Here is a 20,332-nt window from a genome sequence, read left to right as displayed (position 1 = left end):
TCGAGAGGTGGAAACGACTCATGGTTTATCTGGCCAGCAAGGATCGTTATGCATCGATGAAGTACAATCGCGTAGGCCGCTCGGGATTGAAAATTCCGGCGGTGTCGCTCGGACTGTGGCACAATTTCGGGGGAATCGACTCCTTCGAGAACGGTCGCGCCCTGATCAGGAGGGCTTTCGACCTCGGCATCACCCATTTTGACCTGGCGAACAACTATGGGCCGCCTCCGGGATCGGCGGAGGAGATGTTCGGACGTCTGCTGGCGTCCGATCTGAAGCCGTACCGGGACGAGCTGGTCGTCTCGACGAAAGCCGGCTTTTACATGTGGGAAGGTCCTTACGGGGAATGGGGCTCCCGCAAATATCTGCTTTCCAGTCTCGATCAGAGTCTGAGAAGGATGGGGCTGGATTACGTCGATATTTTCTACCACCACCGTCCGGACCCCGAGACGCCGCTGGAGGAGACGATGTCGGCGCTCGACTACGCCGTCCGTTCGGGCAAGGCGCTCTACGTCGGCATATCCAACTACAAGGCGCCGCAGGCGAGAGAGGCGATTCGCATTCTGAAGGAGCTTGGCACGCCGCTGGTTATCCATCAGCCCCGCTACAGCATGTTCGACCGTTGGATCGAGGAGGAGCTGCTGGACGTGCTCGAGGAGGGGGGCGTCGGCTCCATCGTCTACTCTCCGCTGGAGCAGGGGCTGCTGACCAACCGTTATTTGAACGGCATTCCTCAGGACTCGAGGGTGGCCGGAGCGTCCGTCTTCCTGAACGAAGGGAATATTACGCAGGACAAGCTGGACAAGGTGCGCAAGCTGAACGATATCGCATCGGATCGCGGACAGTCGCTGGCGCAGATGGCCCTTGCGTGGGTGCTGCGAGGCGAGCGGGTCACGAGCGTGCTGATCGGGGCGAGCAAGGTGTCCCAGATCGACGACAACGTCGCGGCGTTGAAGAAGCTGGACTTCTCCGAGGAAGAGCTGGCGCGGATCGAAACGATATTACGAGCCTGAAGGAGCCGGTGATCGATGAGCCATGCGGTAGCCAGACGAATAGAAGAATTGGAGCGATGGGCTCCTCCGCTGACGGCGCAGCCTGATCTGGAGGAATATTGGGAGACGGAGCTGAAGCGTTACGCCGCCAAACCGCTGAACGCGGTCCGGACGCCGGCGGAGACGCCGATGGCGTTCATGGAGGCGTACGACGTAACCTACGAGGGCTTCGACGAGACGCCGATCCGCGGCTGGTACTTGCTGCCTCGCTTCCCGCGGGCAGACGGAGGCCGGCTGCCCTGCGTCGTGCTTTATCACGGGTACTCGGGCAGCCGAGGATACCCGGAGGATTACGCCTCGTATCTGCTGATGGGCTTGGCGGTGTTCGCCATCGACGTTCGCGGCCAGGCCGGAGAGACGGGCAATCTGCTGCCGCAGCATTACGGCATGACGAAAGGCTGGCTGACGCAGGGCATTCTGGATCGGGATACGTGCTATTACAAAGCGATCACGATCGATGCGCTGAAGGCGCTGGATTGGGTCGCCGAGCAGCCGGAGATCGACCGGGGCCGCATCTGCGCGATGGGCGCCAGCCAGGGAGGCGGGCTGGCGATGATCGCCGCGGCGCTGTCCGACAAGCCCGCGATCGCCGTCCCGCATCTTCCGAATATGTGCCATATGGACTTCGGCATTTTGAATTCGACGAGCTCTCTGACGGAAGCCGCCGCCTTCGTGGAGCGGTTCCCCGAGCATCTGGAGGCGGTGCTCCGCACGCTCAGCTACTTTGACAACATGAACCTGGCGCACCGGATTCGCATTCCGATCTTCGTCACCGTCGGCCTGAAGGATCCGGTCACGATGCCGGAGACGATCTATGCGGCGTTTAATCGCGTCCAAAGCGACAAAAGAATTGAGGCGTTCCCGTTTACCGGTCATTCGGTAAGCGGAGGGATGCAGCGTCAGGCGCTGCGCTATATCGCGTCGAGGCTATTGCAATAATTCCTCGATAATCCGCATTCTTCCGCTTGTCGACCAGCTCATGCCGACCCAGTTGGGAGTCTGGCGCACGCAATCGTTCGCAACGGCCCGGATGGCTTGCCATCTCGGGCTTTTCTGCATGCCGGCGAAGATCGTCTCGTCCTCGGGATAAAAAAACAAGGTCTGCACGAAGAGATGGTCGGTGTCCATATCGGGATAATTATCGGGGGAAAATTCCACGTTCATCGCGTTGGACGGCACGCAGAAGCCCGGCTTCAGTCCCAGATCGCGGTAGATCAGCTCGTTGATCGGATGGTTGGACAACCCTTGAATTCGGATCAGCTTGTGGATCACCCTCATGATCGTCACCGACCCGTTGCCGTAGCGTTCCCGGAGCGGCGCTCGGGCTTCCTCAACTCTGCGCTCGAGCTGCTTGAAGTTGCGCTCGGCTTCCGCTTCCCTGCCGATGATCTCGGCAATTCGCCGGTTGTTGACCCGCCAGTCCATGCTCAGGCTGATGACGACGGTAGGCGCGATCTGCTTCAGCTGCTCGAGGAACGGTCTGTGGTAATCGTCGCATAGAATCAGATCCGGGGCGGCTTGCCGCATCTCGGCGATTTTGCCGGCGACGATCGTCTGGTGGGTGGCCCGGTCCATCGTCTTGCTCTTGTGACAGTTGGCCGAATACACGGGGGACGCGCCGAGAGAGTCCAGCATGTCCTGGAATCGCAGCGTCGAAGCTACGGCAATGCGGAGATCGGTTCTTTTTACGTAATGGGACGGCGAGATGCCGACATGCCGCTTGAACATTCTGCTGAAATAAAATTCGTTGCCGAATCCGCTGGCGGCAGACACGTCCTTGATCGACCGGTTGCGCTCGGCGAGCATCTGCTTCGCCTGTTCGATCCGGTAGCGGTTCAAGTAATCGATCGGAGACAGTCCGTAACATTTTTTGAACTCTCTCGAATAGGAAGTCGGGGTGAACCCGGAAATGTCGCTCAGAGTCTCCAGCTTGATCTTCTCGCGGTAGCGGCTGTGCATGTAGTCTACGCTTAGTCCGATGCTGCCGTCGACCTCCTTGCTCTCGCCGCCAAGCGGCCGCTGCGCGGCCAGCTCGTGAACGAGCCCTTGAAACAGGAGCTGGAGCTTGACGGGGTCGCGCGGCTGATCGCGTCGGCAGCGGTGCATCTCCTCGAAGCGCTTGAGCGCGGACTCGGGGTCTTCGGCCGGCGCCCGGCCGGGGGGCAGCAGCCGTTCGATCTTCTCGTTCGACGGGACGGATGTCTCCCATACACCCTTGCGCTTGACCAGACACCGCGCGTCGATCAGCAGCACATAAAGCTCCGTAAAGCCGCCGCGGCCGATCCATTCGACGGAAGCTCCCGGGGGCAGATGATACAGCGCGCCGGACGCGACGGGATACTGCTTTTCCTCGATCCATACGGTTCCGGCGCCGCCGGTCACATAGACGAGCATGCGCGCGGGAGACCTGAACTGCCGGACGCTGGCCGGGTCGCGAAGACGCCGGCGATAGATCGAAGAAAGCAGCAGCAGCGGAAAAGGTTCAGGCCGGACAATAACGGAATGCATAAGTCGCCTCCTTGGCGAGTCGGAGATAAAATCGGTCATCGAATCTGGATAGGATCGGACATGTACAAGGGAGCCCCCTCTCATTATAATTGATAAAGATTCTCATTATCATCATATATTTTAAAGGGGAGCTTGCAGTCATGCTGTTCAAATCCAGAAAACTATCGGTTATCGTTGCTATGATAAGCTTGCTGATCGTCGCGCTCGCCGCGTCCGCGTGCGGAAAGAGCGGCGATTCGGGCGCCTCGTCGCCGTCGTCCTCGCCGGCTTCGGCTTCCGTATCTGCTTCGCCGTCGGCATCTCCGGATCCCGCCGGGAGCGCCGGAGAGGAGACCCGAATCGTACGGGATGCCTTCGGAGAGGTGGAGGTTCCGGCGCATCCCAAGCGGGTTGTCGTCCTGGCCTCGTCCGGTCTGGACAATCTGCTGGCCGTAGGCGTCAAGCCGATCGGCGCGCCGTACAGCGTCTCGGTCAACGCGAATTTCTTCGCCCATCTGGCGGATCAGACCGACGGAATCGAGAACACCGGTACGACGGATCAACCGAATCTCGAGTCGATCGCCAAGCTGAATCCCGATCTGATTATCGGGCAGAGGGATACGCACGAGGCTGTACGCGAGGATCTGAGCCGGATCGCGCCGGTCGTAATGACCGAGAGGGTGACCGGCGATTGGAAGGGGCTGCTGCGGGATCAGGCGGACGCTGTCAACAAGCTGGAGGAAGCGAACAAGCTCATCGGCGAATTCGAGGCGCGCATCGCGCAGTTCAAAACGGATGTGGCGGATAAGAGGACGGGAGAGACGGTCAGTCTCATTCGTCCCCGCGAAGACCACGTTCGCATCTACACCGAGAACTCCTATTCCGGAGCGATCGTCCAGGAGGCCGGACTTGCTCGTCCTGCCAACCAGCAGGGCGTCTCCGGCCAGCATATCGCGATTACCGAGGAACAGATCGGCGATATGGATGCGGATGTCATTATTTCGTTCGGAAGAGAGAGCGAAGCGGCGTATTTTAACGAGAAAATTCAGACGAATCCGCTGTGGGGAACGCTGTCCGCGGTTCAGAACGACCGGGTCTACATGGTGAACTGGGAAACCTGGCTCAGCGGTCAGGGCATCCAGGCGTCGAACTTGATTCTGGACGACCTCTATCGTTTCTTCGGTGAGCAATAGGAGGCACGGCATGGCGATGCGTCTGGGGGGAATTGCGCTCGGCCTGCTTCTGGTCGGCCTCTGCTTGTGCGCCAGCATCGCGCTGGGCAAACAGGCCATCTCCTTGCCCGAGGTCTATCGGTCCATCGCGGATTTCGACGGGTCGAGGGAGCATCTGATCGTTCGGACGGTTCGCGTGCCGAGAGCGCTGATCGCGATGTTCGTAGGGGCTTGCCTGGCCATGGCCGGAGCGATTATGCAGGCGGTCACCCGCAACGCGCTGGCCGGACCGGAGCTGTTCGGCGTCAATCAGGGAGCCGCTTTCCTGATCGTCATCCATCTCTACTTGCTGGGCGGCGTGTCGGGCATAGATGCGATCGTCTACGCTTTCGTCGGGGCCGGGGCAGCCGGCCTGACCGTCTATTTGCTCGGCACGATGGGCTCGGCCGGATTAACTCCGCTGAAGCTCATTTTGGCCGGAGCGACGATCAATCTGCTCCTGGGAGCGTTGACGCAGGGCATTCTCGTATTCGACGAGCGATCTCTCGATACGATGAGGTTCTGGCTGGCCGGCTCGCTCACCGGCAGAAGCACGTCGCTGTTCTTCGAGGTCGTCCCCTACATGCTGGCCGGCATGGCTGTGGCGCTGATCATGGGGAGGCAGATGAATCTGCTCAGTCTCGGCGAGGAGACGGCCCAGGGGCTCGGGCTGCGCGCCGTCTGGGTTAAGGCGCTGGCGCTGGCGGCAGTGGTTCTGCTGGCCGGCTCTTCCGTGGCCATCGCGGGGCCGATCGGCTTCGTAGGGCTCGCCGTGCCGCATATCGTCCGCTATGTCGTCGGGCAGGACTACCGCTGGATTCTGCCCTACTCGGCGCTTGCGGGCGCGACGCTGCTCCTTCTGGCGGACATCGCGGCCAGGTTTATCGTGCCGTCCCAGGAAGTGTCGGCCGGCGTCGTGACGGCCGTATTGGGAGCGCCCTTCCTGATCTATCTGGCGCAGAGGAGGGCGTGAAGGCAATGATGACCATAACGGGCAAGAGAACGCTGCTTCTTGTATGGCTCGGTCTGGGCGCGCTTAACGTGCTCGCGCTGCTTCTTCAGATCGTGCTGGGAGATTTTCCGATTCCCGCAGGCGAAGCGCTGGGGGCGGTCTTCGGCGCGGGAAGCGAGCGGTTCGAGCTGGTCGTTAACCGGTTCCGGTTTCCCCGCGCCCTGGTCGCGTTCCTCGCGGGCGCAGGACTGGCGCTCTCCGGTTCGATTCTGCAAGGCGTTACGCGCAATCCGCTCGCCTCTCCCGGCGTTCTCGGGCTGAACTCGGGCGCGGCGCTGTTCGCGGTAGGCTGCATGGTTCTTGTTCCCGATTTTCCGGTGGCGCTGCTGCCCTTCGCGGCATTCGCCGGAGCGCTCCTGGCGGCGCTGCTGTCTTATATGCTGGCGTGGCGGCGTGGACTGTCGCCGGTCCGGCTCGTACTCGTCGGCGTCGGGATCTCCGCTTCGGCGGGAGCGGTTGTCAGCTTCCTGCTCACCTTCACCGACCTGGCGCAGGCGAAGCAGGCGGTGATCTGGATGTCCGGAAGCGTCTACGGCCGAAGCTGGGAGCACTTCTGGCCGCTGCTGCCGTGGCTGGCGGTCGGCGTTCCGGCCGCTCTGCTGCTGTCGCGAGGGCTTGATGCGCTGCAGTTGGGCGATTCGATCGCGACCGGGCTCGGAACGCGCCTGGAGCGCATTCGGGCGCTGCTCCTGCTTCTGGCCGTCGCTTCTGCGGGGGCTGCCGTCGCGATGGCCGGTACGATCGGCTTCGTCGGCTTGATGGCGCCGCATCTGGCCAGATTTATCGTCGGCTCGATGTCGCGAAGGCTGATTCCCGTCGCCGTGCTGACGGGCGGCCTGCTCGTCAACGTCGCCGATCTGCTCGGAAGGACCGTGGCGGCTCCGCTGGAAATTCCGTGCGGCATCCTGATCGCTTTGATCGGCGCTCCATACATGATTTACCTGTTGTTCAGGAAGCGGAATTCTTAGCCGGCGAAAGGAGCGGGAACGATGAGCGAACAATATCCTGTCGCGGACGTCTTGCGGAAGCGGAGGACGATCCGGCAGTTCAAGCCCGATCCGGTTCCGTACCCCCTGCTGCTGGAGCTGCTCGACATCGCCAACTGGGCGCCCAATCATGGGCTCCGGGAGCCGTGGAGGTATATTTTGTACCAGGGGAAAGCGCGCTCCGAATTTACGGAGGCGGTCATTGGCTCCATGTCCGCCGAAGAGAAGGCGAAGTATGCGGAACAGAGAATCGGGGAATACGCAGTCATTCCCTGCCATCTTATCGTCGCCATGAAGGAGGATCCGAGACAGAAGCAGCGGGAAGAGGATTTCGGGGCGGCATGCGCCTGGATTCAGAGCTTTCAACTGGCGGCGTGGGAGCGGGGGCTGGGCGTCGTATGGAAAACGAACACCTATATCTACTCGCCCTATTTCCGCCGTGCCGTCGGCGTCGCGGATGGGGAGAAGGTCGTCGGCGTGCTGCACGTCGGGTATCCGGCTGCCATCCCGGACCCCCGGCCGCGGTCGCCTGCCGAGAGCAAACTGACGGTGCGCGGGTCGCCGGACAGCCCGCCGCGAGCTCCAACGGAAGACTGACGGCAGCACGGGCGGCTAAGTCGCCGCAAGGCGCGAACGGATGGCAATCGGCGTCCGGTTATCGATCCTTGTACAGCTCACGCATCACATGGCCGAGCTCGGGCACGATCAGGCGCGTCATCGCCAGGCGCACGGCGCCGGTCGAGCCCGGCATCGAGAAGACGGCGGTCGAACCGATCGTGCCGGCAATGGCGCGGGAAAGAATAGCTGCTGAGCCGATATCCTCGGCGAAGCTGAGATAGCGGAAAAGTTCCCCGAAGCCCGGCATTTCCTTGTGCAGCTGATCGCGAACGGCCTCGAACGTCGTATCCCTGCCCGCGATGCCGGTCCCGCCGTTAAGCAGGACGGCCTCCACGCGCGCGTCGTCGGCCGCTTGCCGAAGCAGCGCGGAGATGCCGTCGTAGTCGTCCTTCACGATCGCGTAGTTCGCCATCGTGTGGCCGGCCGCTTCCAGCAGCTCTCGAATGAGCTGCCCGCTCTTGTCCGTCTCCGGCGTACGAGTGTCGGAGACGGTCAGGATGGAGCAAGCGACGCTGGAGGGAGCTTCCCGGCGGTGCTGCTCGGTCGAATTCGATGTCATGGCTACAGGCTCCTTCACTAATCGGTTTCCTAGAAAATATCAAATCTTCGGCATCGAGACAAGCCGTCGCGACGGACCCCGAACGGCTTGCCCGCTTTACCGAGGCGATCGCCCGGCTCCTATTCATAGCCGGAAGAAGCTCGCTCTCGCCTCCAAAAAGAGGCTTCCCGGCCGTCCGGCGACGGCGAGGGAAGCCTCTTCGAGTTTCGGTCACTGCGGTTCCTGCCGGGAGCGCTCCTCTTCCGGTTCGGCTGCCTCAAGGGCGGATCCGGAGCCGTCGAGGCTCTCTGCAGGCTGCGAAGGCTCTCTCACGAGCCGATCCACGACGGCCGGCACGACCAGCGTCAGAGCGTAGGCGAACGTCATCCATACCGCATAGGCGTGATGCTGCCCTTCCGTGAACGAAGAGAACACCGAGCTCCGATGCCAGACGACGAACGCGTTCAGCAGCAGGCCGATCACCGCTGCCGCATAGCCGAACCTGGCAGCGGAGCCGCGCTCCCGAATCAGCCTCAGCCTGACGACCAAGGCCAGGCCGACCAGCAGGAGGAGCGACAGCGTTTCAAGCAAGAACAACGACGTTCCGAAATAAGCCTCCCCCACCTCGAGCAGCACCCAATCCCCGAACAATAGGAAGAACAGGGTAGGCGCGGCCCATACCGCCAATCCCAGTCCCGCAATGATCAGTCCCTGCCGCATCGTCATCTCTCCCTACCTAATTGCATGATCTGGCTCCGTGCCTTTATTCGACAACACCGGGCCAGTTCCCTTCCTGTCCGGCAGGCTGGCTGACTGACTCGCAGGCAGGCGACTTCCGGACAGCATGGCGAATCCGCTCCTGCTTAAGGCACCAGACTGCGAAGCACGGTCATCGAGCCGTCCAGCGTATAGCCGCCCAGGTTGGCCGGCAGCAGGAAGCAGTCTCCGGCCTTGGCGTCGACCAGGCCGCTCTCCCAGCCGATCGTGCCGCTTCCTTCGCAGACGATGACGATGACGAAGCTGTCCGGCGTCGTGGACAGCGACCACGGCCCGCGCACGATGCCCTTGTCCGTCTTGAAATACGGGGATTTCGCCAGCGTCAGCCACTCTCCCGGGACGGCGGCGGACGTGTCCATCCGCTCGGCTCCCGCCCCTTCGTAGGCGGTGACGTTTAACGAGTCCTCGATGTGCAGCTCGCGCGGCTTTCCGTCCAGTCCCGGCCGGTTATAATCGTACAGCCGGTAAGTCGTATCCGAGTTCTGCTGAATTTCCGCCACGACAACGCCCGCGCATAGGGCGTGCACCGTTCCGGCCGGAATGTAGAACGCGTCTCCCGCCCTGACCGGGACTTCCTGCAAGCAGTCCATAATCCGGTTTTCCGCGATCGCCTTGGCCATCGCTTCCCGGCTCACCCCGGGCTGGAGGCCGTAGATGATTTTCGCGTCCGGCTTGGCGTCCAGCACGTACCACATTTCGGTCTTGCCCAGCTCGCCTTGCGGCAGCCCCGCATAGGTGTCGTTCGGGTGCACTTGAATGGACAGGTCGTCGTTGCAGTCGAGCAGCTTCACCAGCAAGGGGAAGCGGCCGTTGCCCGAAGCGCCGCCCTTCGTCCCGAACCATGCCTCTCCGACCGTCTCGCGGATTTCGTCCAGCCCTTTGCCCGCGAACGGTCCGTTCGTCACGTGCGATACGCCGTTCGGGTGATCGGCGATCATCCAGCCTTCGCCGATCGCGCCGGCGGGCACGTCGAAGCCGAATTTCTCCAGCGCGCGGCCGCCCCAGACTCTTTCTTTGAACTCCGGTTTAAAATGCAGCGGATAAGGTTGTACGTTCATCGCATGATAACCTCCTAATAGATGATGGGATTTCTTAGTGATTCAGAAAGGATCAAATTCGCTATCCTTATCTGAATCACCTCCGACATAAACGTTATCTCGCCGGTTCCAAGGACGGCGTAAGCCGTTTATGCTTGATGATTCAGAAAGGATCAAATTCGCTATCCTTATCTGAATCACCTCCGACATAAACGTTATCTCGCCGGTCCCAAGGACGGCGTAAGCCGTTTATACTTGTTCAACGCAATCAAATAAGGCGAAGCCGGCTTCTGGGGAAATCGGTAGACGACCGTCTGGGCGAGCGTCTGCGGAAGTCCCGCCGCCCAGGCCTCGACCGCTTCGGCCTCTTCCTTGCCCCCCTCGTGGCCGGGGTAGGCGACAACGGTCAACGCTCCGCCAACGCGAAGCAGCCTGACGGCACTCTCCAGCGCGGCGATCGTCGTCTCGGGCCGCGTGATCAACGTCGAGGACGCGCCGGGCAAGTACCCAAGGTTGAACATGACGGCGGCGACTCGGCCCCGAAGCTCGGCGGGAAGCGCGGCTTCCATCGTTTCGTGGCCGGCCAGCACGAGCTCCGCCGGAGCCAGAGCCGCGCCGCCGTCCGGCTCGCTCTCCAGCCTGCGGCGCGTATTCTCCAGCGCCGCAGGCTGGACGTCGAAGGCGTACACGCGCCCACGCGGGCCGACCGTCCGGGCCAGAAACAGCGTATCCGAACCGTTGCCGGCCGTCGCGTCCACCGCCAGATCGCCTGGCCCCGTCCGGCTTTTCACCCATTGCTGCGCCTGGCTGAGCACGGAGAGAAAGCCCATGCGCTATTCTCCTTTCCAGGCTTGGCCCTGCCAGCTGTTCCGGCGGGCAAGCTCGTCGTCGATGGCGTTCAGAACCTCCCACTTGCGAAGGCTCCACATCGGCCCGATCAGCAGCTCCCTCGGCGCATCGCCGGTCAGCCGGTGGACGACCATCTCCGGAGGCAGCAGCTCGAGCGAATCGACGACGAGGGAGACGTACTCGTCCCTATCGAGGAAACGCAGCAAGCCCGCCTTCCATTGACGAACCATCGGCGTCTTGCGCATGAGGTGGAGCAGATGGATTTTGATGCCCTGCACGTCCATGCCGGCTACGGCCCGCACCGTGTCGAGCATCATCTCCCGCGTCTCTCCCGGCAGCCCGTGGATGATGTGGGCGCACACGCGAATGCCTCGCTCCCTCAGCCGTCTCACGGCATCGACGAAGCATTCCGTATCGTGGGCGCGATTAATGAGCTGCGAGGTCGACTCGTGAATCGTCTGCAGTCCCATCTCGATCCACAGATACGTGCGTTCGTTCAGCTCGGCCAAATAGTCGACGACCTCGTCCGGCAGGCAGTCCGGCCGCGTCGCGATCGACAGGCCGACGACGCCCGGCTGCTCGAGAATGACCTCGTAATATTCCCGCAGCGTCTCTACCGGGGCATAAGTGTTCGTATATGCCTGGAAGTAGCCGATATATTTCGCCTGCGGCCACTTCAGGTGCTGGCGGGCGCGAATCTGATTGAACTGGGACACGAGGTCGTCTCGCCGGCTGCCCGCGAAATCCCCGGAGCCTCTCGCGCTGCAGAACGTGCAGCCGCCCGCGGCAATAGTTCCGTCCCGGTTCGGGCAAGTAAAGCCGGCATCGAGCATTACCTTGAAGATTTTCGTTCCGAACGTCTCGCGCATCTCGTAATTCCACGTATGGAATCTCTTGTCCGTCCAGAGCCGGGGAGCCTTTGGTTCGGTTCCGGTTGTGGTCATCGCAGCATCCGTCCTTTGCAGAAGTCGGTATTAATTGTAGCGAAAATCGCGTGAAATTGCGAGAGCGGCGCCTAGTCGATGCGACTATTCATCCCGGAATCGGATGGATCGTTGGCGGTTTCATTCCGAACGAACATCGATAATCGGGCGGAAACCGGCGTCTTTAAACTTGCAATACCTAACATGGTGTGTTATATTAAAAGTGCGACAAATCAACAAAAAAACCTGACATCATATCCTTTTCGCAGCTCCATTCATGTTGTTTTCCTATCTCGGGCAAGCTACAAGCAAACTCATTCAGAATTGGAGAGGTGAATGCAATGAACACAGGCTTTCGGATTCCTCAAGGGGACGATACGGTGAAAGTCGAGCTGACGGTGAAAGAAGTGCTGGCGCTGGCAGGCGCTAAATTTCCCAATAACCCTAACATCGAGATCTCGGCCAGGAAGAAGCTGAATCACGTCATCCAGGACCGCTATCTGGAGGAAAGCAAGCGGACGCACTGAACGTCAAGAATGCGCAACCATAGGGCGAATTCCCGTTAATTGGGAATTCGCCCTTTTTTAGATATCCTGACTGAACCGCCTCCGACATGAACGTTGTATCCCGCCGATCCCAAGGACGGCGGCTTGCTGCTCGGAGTATCGAAAGAAACGGTTGACATCTCGCTTATTCAGTCATATAGTTAATTACATGAGTAACTAACCGATGAAGTGGTGGTGAAAACATGTCATTTGCAATGGACGACAGCCGCCCTATCTTCGTACAAATCGCCGAACGGGTCGAGAACGACATTCTGGAGGGGAGACTGCCCGAAGAATCTCAAGTGCCTTCGACCAATCAGTTCGCGGCCTTCTTTCAGATTAATCCGGCGACGGTGCTGAAAGGGATCAATCTGTTAGTGGATCAAGGAATCCTGTACAAAAAGCGAGGGATCGGCATGTTCGTGGCTAGCGGAGTCAGGGAGATCATTATTAGCAAACGCAAGGAACAATTTTACGAGCAGTTCGTCGTGTCCATGATCAAGGAAGCGGAGAAGCTGGGCATCACGACGGAGCAGTTGACGGACATGATTAAGAGGGGAGCGAAGGAGCAATGACGACGATCGTTGAGGTCAGGGGACTGTCCAAGCATTACGGCCAGGTGAAGGCGGTGGATAACGTCAGCTTTAAGCTGGAGGAAGGTAAAATTTACGGTCTGCTCGGCCGAAACGGCGCGGGCAAGACAACGATCATGCATATTCTGACCGCGCAGATTTTCCGGACTTCCGGAGAGCTGAAGGTGTTCGGGGAGGAGCCTTACGAGAACGTCAACGTGCTGAACCGGATCTGCTTCATTAAGGAAAGCCAGAAATACCCCGATACGTTCCGGGTGAAGGACGTGATGAACGTGTGCCCGCAGTTTTTTCCCCATTGGGACGGCGAATTCGCGCATGCGCTCCTTCAGGATTTTCAGCTTCCGCTTAACCGCCGAGTCAAGAAGCTGTCCAGGGGCATGCTCTCCGCCGTCGGCATCGTCGTCGGCCTGGCCAGCAGGGCGCCGCTGACGATCTTCGACGAGCCTTATCTCGGCTTGGACGCAGTCTCGAGAAATCTGTTCTATGAGAAGCTTCTGGAGGATTACGCCGAACATCCGCGCACGATTGTCCTGTCCACGCACTTGATCGACGAAGTCAGCCAGCTGCTGGAGCATGTGCTGGTCATCGACGGAGGCAAGCTGCTTCTCGACGAGGAGGCTGAAGCGCTTCGGGGCCAGGCGTCGACCGTCGTCGGACCGGTGGCGAAGGTGGAATCGTTCCTTGCCGGCAAGAGGATCATTCATCGCGCCCCGTTCGGCGGTCTGCTGTCCGCCACGGTGCTCGGCCGCCTATCCTCGCAGGAAAGAGAGCAAGCGGCGGAGCAGGGCTTGGAGATCGGGCCGGTCTCCCTGCAGCAGATGATCGTTCATATGACCGGCGGTTCCGGCAAAAGAGAGGAGGCAGCGCAATGAACCGAGTAAAAGGAATCGTAAAGGCTCACTTGACCGACTTATGGTCCTGGACGATGCTGCCTTGGTTGATTCTGGGCTTCAGCTTTGCGGTCAACCTGGTGATCGGCAGTCTGGTCGAAGAGGTGATCATCACGGGAGGATTGACCTCTATTTATATCTACATGATGGTGTTGGGCATTGTCAGCCTCGGTCAGACGTTTCCGTTCCTGATCGGCTTCGGGGCCCGCAGAAAAGACTACTTCCTCGGGACGGCCGCGACGATCTCGCTCATCAGCGCCGCATCGGCGGTCGTGCTGATGCTGCTCGGGTATGTGGAACGGGCGACGAGCTACTGGGGGATCGATCTGCGCTTCTTTAACGTTCCCTATGTGACCGACGGGCCGCTGGCCGAGCAGTTCGAGCAGTTCTGGATTTTCTTTAATGCGATGCTGCATCTGTTCTTCCTTGGCTTCGCGATCGCCGCCGTCTATCGCAAATTCGGGCGCAACGGCTTGTTCGCCGTATTTATCGTGCTGGGACTGGCGCTTACCGTCGCGTTCTACGCGATCACCCATTATGATCGGTGGGGATCGCTCCTAAGCTGGGCGCAGGGGATTTCCGTACTGGAGCTGGCGAACGGTATGCTCGTTCTAACCTTGCTCTACGTTGTTTTATCCTACGCGCTTCTGCGCAAGGCGACCACTTAGCCGAAGCGGGGCCATCCGGACTCATCGTCCGGATGGCCCCGTTCCTGTTGCTGATGACCAGACGATGCGAGCCGTTCGTCTTCCCCTTCGTTTTCGGGCCGACTTGTGATAACATACGACATACGCGAAGCTTAATTTCAGAAGGGGCATGCTTGTGAAGGAAAAAGAGACAGAGAAGTTTTATCGCAGGGCGTATTCGTGGGCTTCGTTGGCCGTCATTTTATTTATCGTCGTCAGTTGGCTTGTTTCGAGCGAGAGGACAGCGGCGTTCGACTCCCGCATGATCGGGTTCATCCAGGGGCTGGAGACGCCCGCATGGACGCGGGCGGCCGAGTTCGCCAGCCTGATCGGCTCGACCGCAGGCGTCATCCTCCTGCTCGTCGTCTTCGGGGCGGGACTGGCCGCAGGGCTGGGACACCGCAAGGAGCTGCTTCTGCTCGTCTTCTCGGTGGGCGGAGCCGCCGGGCTCAATTCGCTGCTTAAAAACGCCTTTCAAAGGGAAAGGCCCGCCTTGCATCGCCTGGCGGAGGAGACCGGATACAGCTTCCCGAGCGGGCATTCGATGGCCGCGTTCGCGCTGTACGGCGCGATGGCTTACCTGCTGTGGAGGCATATCGCAAGCAGGGCGGGGAGAACGGCGCTGATTGCGGCGGCCGCGGTGCTCGTCCTGTCAATCGGACTTAGCCGAATCTATCTCGGCGTCCATTATCCGAGCGACGTGTTGGCCGGCTACTTGGCCAGCCTGGTCTGGCTGGGCCTTGGGATCGAGCTGTTCCGCGGCTGGCTCCGCAAGGAGCGGAGATAGAAGAAGGAATGCGCAGGCCGAGGAGGCCGCGCATTCCTTCTTCTCTATTCGACGATGATGAAGCCGGTCATCGCATCGTGTCCTTGCCCGCACTGGATCGAGCAGTGGAATTCGTAGCTGCCGGGCTGGTCAAGCTTCAGTTCCTTCGTTTCGTTGTTCTTGATCTTTACGTTCAAGTCGCTGATTTCGATGCCGTGAGCGCCCTGCGTGTTGTGCAGCGTGAGCTTAAGCGTATCCCCGGCTCTAACGCGGATTTCCGCCGGCTCGAATTTCCAGTTGGTGGCCTCAATCGTCACCTCATTGGCCCCTCCGGCTCCTGCGCCGGTCCCGCCTCCCTCTGCCGGCGCCGTCGGACTGACGGTCGGGGACGGAGAGGCGGCGTTGTTGCCGTTATTGCCGTTGTTGGCGTTGTTGCCCCCGCACGCTCCGAGCGCGAATAGAGCCGCAAGCCCGATAAGGGCGATCAACCGTCGGGTCTTGTTCATTGAAATCGCTTGGCCTCCTTCATGAATCCTTTTTCGTTAATATGCCCCGTTTGATCCCTTTACAACCGGAGGCGGTTTGGTCACAATAGAATTCATTGAACGCTAAGCGGCCGCGGGCCGCAGGAGGAAACGGATCAGATGAGACTTCGCGGCAGAAAAAGCATGAGGGAAGATTTGGAGCGTCAGACGGATTTGATCGTATTCGAGCCACAGAAGCTGAAGGGACGGTGGGGCGAGTTTTTCGGCAACGACCGTCCGATCCATATCGAGTGCGGGATGGGCAAAGGCCAATTCATCAGCCGGTGGAGCGTGAACAACCCGAACGTTAACTATATCGGCATGGACATGTACGACGAGCTGCTCAGCCGAGCGAGCGAAAAGGCGCGGGCGCTGTGGAAAAACGAAAGAAATTCCGAGACGGTGCCGAATTTGGCGCTCGTGAGAGGAAATGTCGAGTTTCTGGAGGACATGTTCGAGGCAGGAGAGCTGGAGCGAATCTATCTGAACTTCAGCGATCCGTGGCCGAAGTCGAAGCACGGCAAGCGTCGGCTGACTCATCCCCGCTTCCTGATGAAGTACAAGCGCGTGCTGAACGACGTCGGAGAGATTCACTTCAAGACGGATTCGCTCAGCCTGTTCGAGTTTTCCTTGAACAGCTTCTCGGACGCCGAGCTGCAGATGCGCCATATTTCTCTTGATCTTCATCGCGGCGGCGTCCGGGAAGACTTGGTGCTGACGGAGTACGAGGCCAAATTCATCGGACAAGGAAAGCCGATCTACCGGCTCGAAGCGGTCGTTGGCGACCAGGTTCGGCACGAGCATCGCCGACGCGTGGCCGACGAGTTGGAGAAGCAGCTCAGCCGGGGAACGATGAAGAATCCGGATGCGGCGAGCGAATAAGCGCCAGCCGGACGAACAGGAAAAGTCCCGAGACGATCGGTCTCGGGACTTTCTCTATGTTTAAATCCAGATGGACAGGAGCAGGGCGGTCGAGGCGCCCAGCAGCGCGCCGGCCGCCGTATCGCTCGGGAAATGCAGGCCGAAGTATACGCGGGAAATTGCTACGCCGAGCCCGATTGGAAGCAGCGTCGGAATCAGCATCGGCTGGACCATCATCCATGGGGTCAGCATGGCGAACGCCGCCGTCGTATGTCCCGACGGGAAGGAAGGATCCTTCAACGGCCGCCGGTTCGTATTCGCTTGGGGAAACACCTGGTAGGGACGAAGCCGGGGAGCGCTTCTCTTGGCGATAGCGACGGGAATATGGCTAAGGGTGACGGAAGCGAGTGCGAGCCATCCGGCATCGCTCCAAGGCGCCGGAGCGAACAGCGCGGCCAGCAGAGAGAAGCTTAGGCTGAAGGTGGCGCCCGCGATCAGCGACAGCGTATAGAACAACCAGTTCAGCGCGGCCCGGTTCCAGCGTGTATTGACGTATAGAAACAAAGGACGTTCAACTTCCTGGAGCATGCGGTAGAGCCGGCTCATGGACTCCATCTCCTTCGATGCGCGGAATGTCTTCTCCTGTTTCATCATACCATGTGATTGTCACGGCAGTATTAACTTTTTTTCGTTTTACAATCGGGCCCGTTGGGTAAACTTTCAATGGAGAGAAACGCCAAGACGTCGAAAATTGTTCTATTTTGGCAGCAACCTTTCCGTTTCCCCGATCGTTAGCTTTTTATGCCGGAGGAGTAGGTCTTCGGATAGAAAAGAAGAGCAATCCGGCGAAAAGCGGAGCTGGGGCGAAGCAAATGCTATTGCGGACGGGGCTCGTTCGTCGCCATTGCGGCTTCTTGGGCGTAGTCCGCCAAAACGGCCGACTTCCCGTTTTGACAAAAGGAAGCAAAGGCCAGACAATCAAGATTGCCTCTATGGAGGAAAGATCAGGAGGACAGGAGGAGCGGGCTCAACAAAGCGTTCACTGAAAACCTACACACACAAACAAAGAGAAAAAAAGAGAAAAAGAAAAAAGGGATCTAGGGGGTACAACCGAATATGTTCAACAACGTTCTGCTGGTGATTCAGGCGATTGCCGCAGCCATTGGCGTGTATCAGATTGTTCTGTCTTTTTTCGGCTGGTACCGGAGGAAGGAGCGGATTACGCACAAGCCGACCAAAACGTTCGCGCTGATCGTCGCCGCTCATAACGAGGAAACCGTCGTCGGGGCGCTGATCGAAAATTTGCTGAAAATGGACTATCCGCGCGAGCTGTTCGATATTTTCGTCATCTGCGACAACTGCACGGACGGCACGGCGGACATCGTTCGCGGCTACGAAGGCGTATACGCCTGCGAAAGAACGAATCCGAACGAACGGGGCAAAGGCTTCGCCATCGAGTGGATGCTGAAGGAGCTGTGGAAAAATCCCCGCCAATACGATGCGATCGTCATGTTCGACGCCGACAATCTGGTCGCCACGAACTTTCTGCAATATATGAATGAGGATCTGTGCAACGGACACCGCGTGATCCAGGGCTACCTGGATACGAAAAATCCGCACGATTCCTGGATTAGCGCCGCCAACGGCATTACCTACTGGTTCTGCAACCGGCTCTGGCAGCTGCCTCGCTTTAACCTGAAGCTGTCCAACTTCCTGGGCGGCACGGGCATGTGCTTCGAGACGAAGCTGCTGCGAGAGATGGGCTGGGGGGCGACGAGTCTCGTCGAAGACTTGGAGTTTACGGTGCGCTGCATCCAGCGGGGCATCTACCCGAAATTCAACTACGACGCGCGGGTGTACGACGAGAAGCCGATTACGTTCCGGGCGTCTGCCCGCCAGCGCCTGCGCTGGATGCAAGGACACTTCGACGTGTCGCGCCGCTACATGCTGCCGCTGCTGTGGCAGGGCATTCGCACGGGCAGCATCGTCAAGATCGACGCCGCGCTTTACATTTTTAACGCGTTTATTTACTTGATCGGGTTTCTCGTGACGCTGGCTCTATGGTTCGATATGATGCTTCCGGGAGATCCGAATCTGACCTCGATCTACTCGAAAATGCCGCTCGGGCTGTCGTTGACAATTGTGCTCTACGGCTATCTGCAATGTCCGATCGCCATGCTGATGGAGAAGGTCAACTGGAGAATGTACCTGAAGCTGCTGCTCTTCCCGGTCTTTTTCCTGTCCTGGTGGCCGATCGCGTTTTACGCGTTCTTCACGCAGAACAACAAGACATGGAGCCATACGAAGCATACGCGCGTCATCCGTCTGGAAGAGGTGCAAGGCAAGCAGATGTAGCGAGCCGCTGGCGAAGGGCCGGCGGGAATCGGCTTTCGGCCGGAGCGCGATTACGGGTTGACACTCCGCGCAAGGCGTGATAGAGTAGTCATTGTGACTGTTTACGAAAACTAATCAGCACGCGCAAGCAGAAGCGCCCGCTTCTCACCTGATCGGCTATGGCTGACGGGTCAGCGTAGCCGACGACGAACGGGAAGTGCAGCGAAGGCTTCGGCTTTCGACCACGGCCGTTAACGTTAGGATCGGAATGCGGGCCGAATGCGGCTCGCATTTTTTGTTTGTGCAACCCTTAGTTCGGCAGACTATTTCGGAGGTGGAACGTTATTAGCAAGGATCATCAAATCAATGAGGAAATCCGGGCGAAAGAAGTCAGACTGGTCGGCCCCGAGGGCGAGCAGATCGGGATTAAGCCTTTTCGTGAAGCGATGCAGATGGCCATTGACGCGAATTTAGACCTGGTCAACGTGGCGCCGCAGGCGAAGCCGCCGGTGTGCCGCATTATGGACTACGGCAAATTCCGTTACGAGCAGCAGAAGAAGGAAAAGGAAGCTCGGAAGAATCAGAAAATCGTCGACCTCAAAGAAGTCTGGTTTCGTGCGAACATCGAGGAACACGACTATCAGACGAAGTTTCGCAACGTTGTGAAATTTTTGAAAGACGGCGACAAGGTGAAATGTTCCGTGCGGTTCCGCGGTCGCGAAATTACGCATGCCAGGCTCGGCCAGAAGATCCTGGAGCGAGTGGCCAGCGAAGTCGCCGACATCTGTGTTGTAGAACGCATGCCTAAGCTGGAAGGCCGCAGTATGATTATGATTCTGGCGCCGAAACCCCACTGACAGGAGGATATAAATCCATGCCTAAGATGAAAACGCACAGCAGCTTGAAAGACCGTTTCAAAGTGACCGGAACGGGCAAAGTCAAACGCTTCAAAGCTTACAAAAACCATTTGCTGTCTCACAAGTCGGGACGCCAGAAGCGCGTTCTGTCCAATCAGCCGCTGGTCGCTCCGGGCGACGTGCGCCGTATGCAGCAGCAAATCGCTAACCTGAAATAATATTAAGATTGGACGGTCTCGTTCAATCTAAGATCAAAAGTTCGTTTTCAGCCGGGCTGAATTCAAGATTCGACGTCGAATCCGCTTCGGGGATCGGGCATCGCGATCAAAATCGGACTTTTGACCCTCATATCGAACACTTCCGGGAGGTAATGAATCATGGCAAGAGTCAAAGGCGGATTCGTCACGCGCCGTCGTCGCAATAAAATGTTGAAGTTGGCGAAAGGTTACTGGGGCGCGAAACATCGCCTGTTCAAGAAGGCGAAAGAGCAAGTCATGAAATCCTTGATGTACGCATACCGCGACCGTCGCCAGACGAAGCGGAACTTCCGCAAACTGTGGATCGTGCGCATCAACGCCGCAGCTCGCCAGAACGGACTGAGCTACAGCAAGCTGATGCACGGCCTGAAGCTGGCCGGCATCGAAGTAAACCGCAAAATGCTTGCCGATCTGGCCGTGAACGACATCAACGCGTTCAACTCGCTGGCCGGCACTGCCAAAGAGAAAATCAACGCGTAATCGCGCGTACGTTAACAAGCCCCGGCTGCCCGGGGCTTGTTTTGGTGTA

24 protein-coding genes are annotated in these 20,332 nt (G+C 59.2%); 16 read left to right on the top strand and 8 right to left on the bottom strand.

Features of this window, described 5'->3' with window-relative positions; translation table 11 throughout:
- Positions 1–20 precede the first annotated feature (20 nt).
- Positions 21–1,013 (top strand): L-glyceraldehyde 3-phosphate reductase, encoded by a 993-nt coding sequence (gene mgrA, locus ACFO3S_RS25990; RefSeq protein ID WP_378102148.1) that lies wholly within the window; start codon positions 21–23, stop codon positions 1,011–1,013.
- A gap of 15 nt (positions 1,014–1,028) precedes the next feature.
- Positions 1,029–1,991 (top strand): acetylxylan esterase, encoded by a 963-nt coding sequence (locus tag ACFO3S_RS25985; protein ID WP_378102145.1) that lies wholly within the window; start codon positions 1,029–1,031, stop codon positions 1,989–1,991.
- Here ACFO3S_RS25985 and ACFO3S_RS25980 read toward each other — a convergent pair.
- Positions 1,980–3,560 (bottom strand): helix-turn-helix domain-containing protein, encoded by a 1,581-nt coding sequence (locus ACFO3S_RS25980; RefSeq protein WP_378102142.1) that lies wholly within the window; start codon positions 3,558–3,560, stop codon positions 1,980–1,982. The genes ACFO3S_RS25985 and ACFO3S_RS25980 overlap by 12 nt on opposite strands.
- 140 nt (positions 3,561–3,700) lie before the next feature.
- Between ACFO3S_RS25980 and ACFO3S_RS25975 the strand changes: the two genes are divergently transcribed.
- The 4 genes from ACFO3S_RS25975 to ACFO3S_RS25960 are packed head-to-tail and all read left to right on the top strand — an operon-like array spanning position 3,701 to position 7,345.
- Positions 3,701–4,732 (top strand): ABC transporter substrate-binding protein, encoded by a 1,032-nt coding sequence (locus tag ACFO3S_RS25975; RefSeq protein WP_378102139.1) that lies wholly within the window; start codon positions 3,701–3,703, stop codon positions 4,730–4,732.
- A gap of 10 nt (positions 4,733–4,742) precedes the next feature.
- The gene (locus ACFO3S_RS25970; protein WP_378102136.1) at positions 4,743–5,723 is read left to right on the top strand and encodes a FecCD family ABC transporter permease; all 981 of its coding nucleotides are present in this window, start codon (positions 4,743–4,745) and stop codon (positions 5,721–5,723) included.
- 5 nt (positions 5,724–5,728) lie between these two features.
- The gene (locus ACFO3S_RS25965; RefSeq protein ID WP_378102133.1) at positions 5,729–6,730 is read left to right on the top strand and encodes a FecCD family ABC transporter permease; all 1,002 of its coding nucleotides are present in this window, start codon (positions 5,729–5,731) and stop codon (positions 6,728–6,730) included.
- Between the two features lie 21 nt (positions 6,731–6,751).
- Positions 6,752–7,345, top strand: coding sequence for a nitroreductase family protein (locus tag ACFO3S_RS25960; protein ID WP_378102130.1), 594 nt, complete (start codon positions 6,752–6,754; stop codon positions 7,343–7,345).
- Positions 7,346–7,403: 58 nt separating this feature from the next.
- On the opposite strand, the gene ACFO3S_RS25955 is transcribed toward ACFO3S_RS25960, so the two are convergent.
- The 5 genes from ACFO3S_RS25955 to mnmL all read right to left on the bottom strand — a co-directional run bounded on the left by ACFO3S_RS25955 (position 7,404) and on the right by mnmL (position 11,511).
- The gene (locus tag ACFO3S_RS25955) at positions 7,404–7,925 is read right to left on the bottom strand and encodes a MogA/MoaB family molybdenum cofactor biosynthesis protein (RefSeq protein WP_378102127.1); all 522 of its coding nucleotides are present in this window, start codon (positions 7,923–7,925) and stop codon (positions 7,404–7,406) included.
- 210 nt (positions 7,926–8,135) lie between these two features.
- Complete coding sequence (locus ACFO3S_RS25950) at positions 8,136–8,624, bottom strand: hypothetical protein (RefSeq protein WP_378102125.1); 489 nt, start codon at positions 8,622–8,624, stop codon at positions 8,136–8,138.
- 143 nt (positions 8,625–8,767) lie between these two features.
- The gene (locus ACFO3S_RS25945) at positions 8,768–9,739 is read right to left on the bottom strand and encodes a type I phosphomannose isomerase catalytic subunit (RefSeq protein WP_378102122.1); all 972 of its coding nucleotides are present in this window, start codon (positions 9,737–9,739) and stop codon (positions 8,768–8,770) included.
- A 194-nt stretch (positions 9,740–9,933) separates the two neighbouring features.
- On the bottom strand, positions 9,934–10,548 hold the full coding sequence (gene mnmM / locus ACFO3S_RS25940; RefSeq protein WP_378102120.1) for a tRNA 5-(aminomethyl)-2-thiouridylate-methyltransferase MnmM: 615 nt from the start codon (positions 10,546–10,548) through the stop codon (positions 9,934–9,936).
- 3 nt (positions 10,549–10,551) lie between these two features.
- Entirely contained in the window at positions 10,552–11,511 is a 960-nt protein-coding gene (gene mnmL, locus ACFO3S_RS25935) for a tRNA modification radical SAM protein MnmL/YtqA (RefSeq protein ID WP_378102118.1), read from the bottom strand.
- A 320-nt stretch (positions 11,512–11,831) separates the two neighbouring features.
- On the opposite strand from mnmL, the gene ACFO3S_RS25930 reads away from it, so the two are divergent.
- The 5 genes from ACFO3S_RS25930 (at position 11,832) to ACFO3S_RS25910 (ending at position 14,991) form a co-directional block, all read left to right on the top strand.
- Positions 11,832–12,017: a hypothetical protein gene (locus tag ACFO3S_RS25930; RefSeq protein ID WP_378102115.1), complete on the top strand. Its 186-nt coding sequence runs from the start codon at positions 11,832–11,834 to the stop codon at positions 12,015–12,017.
- 221 nt (positions 12,018–12,238) lie between these two features.
- A complete protein-coding gene (locus tag ACFO3S_RS25925; protein WP_378102113.1) occupies positions 12,239–12,610 on the top strand; it encodes a GntR family transcriptional regulator in 372 nt (123 codons plus the stop codon).
- The gene (locus ACFO3S_RS25920) at positions 12,607–13,500 is read left to right on the top strand and encodes an ABC transporter ATP-binding protein (protein ID WP_378102110.1); all 894 of its coding nucleotides are present in this window, start codon (positions 12,607–12,609) and stop codon (positions 13,498–13,500) included. Before ACFO3S_RS25925 ends, ACFO3S_RS25920 begins: the two co-directional genes overlap by 4 nt.
- On the top strand, positions 13,497–14,186 hold the full coding sequence (locus tag ACFO3S_RS25915) for a hypothetical protein (RefSeq protein WP_378102107.1): 690 nt from the start codon (positions 13,497–13,499) through the stop codon (positions 14,184–14,186). The genes ACFO3S_RS25920 and ACFO3S_RS25915 overlap by 4 nt, the downstream gene beginning before the upstream one ends.
- A 154-nt stretch (positions 14,187–14,340) precedes the next feature.
- Entirely contained in the window at positions 14,341–14,991 is a 651-nt protein-coding gene (locus ACFO3S_RS25910) for a phosphatase PAP2 family protein (RefSeq protein ID WP_378102105.1), read from the top strand.
- A 44-nt stretch (positions 14,992–15,035) separates the two neighbouring features.
- Here ACFO3S_RS25910 and ACFO3S_RS25905 read toward each other — a convergent pair whose 3' ends face one another.
- On the bottom strand, positions 15,036–15,476 hold the full coding sequence (locus tag ACFO3S_RS25905) for a cupredoxin domain-containing protein (RefSeq protein ID WP_378102103.1): 441 nt from the start codon (positions 15,474–15,476) through the stop codon (positions 15,036–15,038).
- A gap of 138 nt (positions 15,477–15,614) precedes the next feature.
- Between ACFO3S_RS25905 and trmB the strand changes: the two genes are divergently transcribed.
- A complete protein-coding gene (gene trmB / locus ACFO3S_RS25900; RefSeq protein WP_378102101.1) occupies positions 15,615–16,376 on the top strand; it encodes a tRNA (guanosine(46)-N7)-methyltransferase TrmB in 762 nt (253 codons plus the stop codon).
- A 60-nt stretch (positions 16,377–16,436) separates the two neighbouring features.
- Here trmB and ACFO3S_RS25895 read toward each other — a convergent pair whose 3' ends face one another.
- Positions 16,437–16,961 (bottom strand): phosphatase PAP2 family protein, encoded by a 525-nt coding sequence (locus ACFO3S_RS25895; RefSeq protein ID WP_378102099.1) that lies wholly within the window; start codon positions 16,959–16,961, stop codon positions 16,437–16,439.
- Between the two features lie 510 nt (positions 16,962–17,471).
- Here ACFO3S_RS25895 and ACFO3S_RS25890 point away from each other — a divergent pair.
- The 4 genes from ACFO3S_RS25890 to rplT all read left to right on the top strand — a co-directional run bounded on the left by ACFO3S_RS25890 (position 17,472) and on the right by rplT (position 20,283).
- A complete protein-coding gene (locus ACFO3S_RS25890; protein ID WP_378102096.1) occupies positions 17,472–18,710 on the top strand; it encodes a glycosyltransferase family 2 protein in 1,239 nt (412 codons plus the stop codon).
- Positions 18,711–19,051: 341 nt separating this feature from the next.
- Positions 19,052–19,546, top strand: a complete 495-nt coding sequence (infC, locus tag ACFO3S_RS25885) for a translation initiation factor IF-3 (protein WP_378102175.1) — start codon at positions 19,052–19,054, stop codon at positions 19,544–19,546.
- Between the two features lie 17 nt (positions 19,547–19,563).
- Positions 19,564–19,764 carry a 50S ribosomal protein L35 gene (gene rpmI, locus ACFO3S_RS25880; RefSeq protein ID WP_378102094.1) on the top strand — a complete coding sequence of 67 codons (201 nt, stop codon included), beginning with the start codon at positions 19,564–19,566 and terminating at the stop codon, positions 19,762–19,764.
- A gap of 159 nt (positions 19,765–19,923) precedes the next feature.
- Positions 19,924–20,283 (top strand): 50S ribosomal protein L20, encoded by a 360-nt coding sequence (rplT, locus tag ACFO3S_RS25875; protein WP_378102091.1) that lies wholly within the window; start codon positions 19,924–19,926, stop codon positions 20,281–20,283.
- Positions 20,284–20,332 lie beyond the last annotated feature (49 nt).

This window comes from Cohnella hongkongensis, assembly GCF_042654645.1.
GTDB classification, from domain to species: Bacteria; Bacillota; Bacilli; order Paenibacillales; family Paenibacillaceae; genus Cohnella; species Cohnella hongkongensis.
This window is presented reverse-complemented; position numbering and strand designations above follow the sequence as displayed.

Excerpts from the sequence above, each read along its gene's own strand:
- trmB (WP_378102101.1), top strand. The coding sequence starts at position 15,615 with ATGAGACTTCGCGGCAGAAAAAGCATGAGGGAAGATTTGGAGCGTCAG.
- ACFO3S_RS25920 (WP_378102110.1), top strand. The coding sequence starts at position 12,607 with ATGACGACGATCGTTGAGGTCAGGGGACTGTCCAAGCATTACGGCCAG.
- ACFO3S_RS25955 (WP_378102127.1), bottom strand. The coding sequence starts at position 7,925 with ATGACATCGAATTCGACCGAGCAGCACCGCCGGGAAGCTCCCTCCAGC.
- ACFO3S_RS25980 (WP_378102142.1), bottom strand. The coding sequence starts at position 3,560 with ATGCATTCCGTTATTGTCCGGCCTGAACCTTTTCCGCTGCTGCTGCTT.
- ACFO3S_RS25905 (WP_378102103.1), bottom strand. The coding sequence starts at position 15,476 with ATGAACAAGACCCGACGGTTGATCGCCCTTATCGGGCTTGCGGCTCTA.
- rpmI (WP_378102094.1), top strand. The coding sequence starts at position 19,564 with ATGCCTAAGATGAAAACGCACAGCAGCTTGAAAGACCGTTTCAAAGTG.
- ACFO3S_RS25945 (WP_378102122.1), bottom strand. The coding sequence starts at position 9,739 with ATGAACGTACAACCTTATCCGCTGCATTTTAAACCGGAGTTCAAAGAA.
- ACFO3S_RS25930 (WP_378102115.1), top strand. The coding sequence starts at position 11,832 with ATGAACACAGGCTTTCGGATTCCTCAAGGGGACGATACGGTGAAAGTC.
- ACFO3S_RS25890 (WP_378102096.1), top strand. The coding sequence starts at position 17,472 with ATGTTCAACAACGTTCTGCTGGTGATTCAGGCGATTGCCGCAGCCATT.
- ACFO3S_RS25925 (WP_378102113.1), top strand. The coding sequence starts at position 12,239 with ATGTCATTTGCAATGGACGACAGCCGCCCTATCTTCGTACAAATCGCC.
- ACFO3S_RS25960 (WP_378102130.1), top strand. The coding sequence starts at position 6,752 with ATGAGCGAACAATATCCTGTCGCGGACGTCTTGCGGAAGCGGAGGACG.
- mnmL (WP_378102118.1), bottom strand. The coding sequence starts at position 11,511 with ATGACCACAACCGGAACCGAACCAAAGGCTCCCCGGCTCTGGACGGAC.
- ACFO3S_RS25915 (WP_378102107.1), top strand. The coding sequence starts at position 13,497 with ATGAACCGAGTAAAAGGAATCGTAAAGGCTCACTTGACCGACTTATGG.
- ACFO3S_RS25965 (WP_378102133.1), top strand. The coding sequence starts at position 5,729 with ATGATGACCATAACGGGCAAGAGAACGCTGCTTCTTGTATGGCTCGGT.
- ACFO3S_RS25985 (WP_378102145.1), top strand. The coding sequence starts at position 1,029 with ATGAGCCATGCGGTAGCCAGACGAATAGAAGAATTGGAGCGATGGGCT.
- rplT (WP_378102091.1), top strand. The coding sequence starts at position 19,924 with ATGGCAAGAGTCAAAGGCGGATTCGTCACGCGCCGTCGTCGCAATAAA.
- ACFO3S_RS25975 (WP_378102139.1), top strand. The coding sequence starts at position 3,701 with ATGCTGTTCAAATCCAGAAAACTATCGGTTATCGTTGCTATGATAAGC.
- ACFO3S_RS25950 (WP_378102125.1), bottom strand. The coding sequence starts at position 8,624 with ATGCGGCAGGGACTGATCATTGCGGGACTGGGATTGGCGGTATGGGCC.
- mnmM (WP_378102120.1), bottom strand. The coding sequence starts at position 10,548 with ATGGGCTTTCTCTCCGTGCTCAGCCAGGCGCAGCAATGGGTGAAAAGC.
- ACFO3S_RS25970 (WP_378102136.1), top strand. The coding sequence starts at position 4,743 with ATGGCGATGCGTCTGGGGGGAATTGCGCTCGGCCTGCTTCTGGTCGGC.
- ACFO3S_RS25895 (WP_378102099.1), bottom strand. The coding sequence starts at position 16,961 with ATGAGCCGGCTCTACCGCATGCTCCAGGAAGTTGAACGTCCTTTGTTT.
- mgrA (WP_378102148.1), top strand. The coding sequence starts at position 21 with ATGGTTTATCTGGCCAGCAAGGATCGTTATGCATCGATGAAGTACAAT.